A 369-nucleotide genomic window follows, 5' to 3' on the forward strand; every position below is an offset into this window, starting at 1 on the left:
TTCATCGTAAGGCTTTAACGCCTCCGAACGTTTCGCGAACTGGCGGTCGAAGGCAAGTTTGAGTTGTTCAAGTAGCGACTGGCGCTCTTGTTTCCACTCGCTTTTCTCCGACATCAGTGCTTTTACCATCGCTTGTAGCTCGGCAACACTTTGACTTTCTGGGTTGATATCTGGCGTCTTTTTCATGGCATTTATTATACTAAAATCATGCCGTTAACGCTTGGTGGATAAAGCTTTCTTATCGTTTAAGTCATTGTAAAATCGTTTATTCGAACGGGTTTATGGCCGATAATCGTGAAGCCAGAAAGCAGTCTATCAAGCTCGAATTGAGTCAGGGTAAACACTTCATTTTTCTCTTTTGTAGGCCAC

At 43.4% G+C, this 369-nt stretch carries 1 pseudogene; it reads right to left on the bottom strand.

Annotation, left to right across the window (positions count from 1 at the left end):
* A pseudogene (locus M9196_RS23330) lies at positions 1–186 on the bottom strand (IS66 family transposase); the annotation flags it as partial.
* Positions 187–369 lie beyond the last annotated feature (183 nt).

This window comes from Vibrio methylphosphonaticus (assembly GCF_023634655.1).
GTDB lineage: Bacteria > Pseudomonadota > Gammaproteobacteria > Enterobacterales > Vibrionaceae > Vibrio > Vibrio methylphosphonaticus.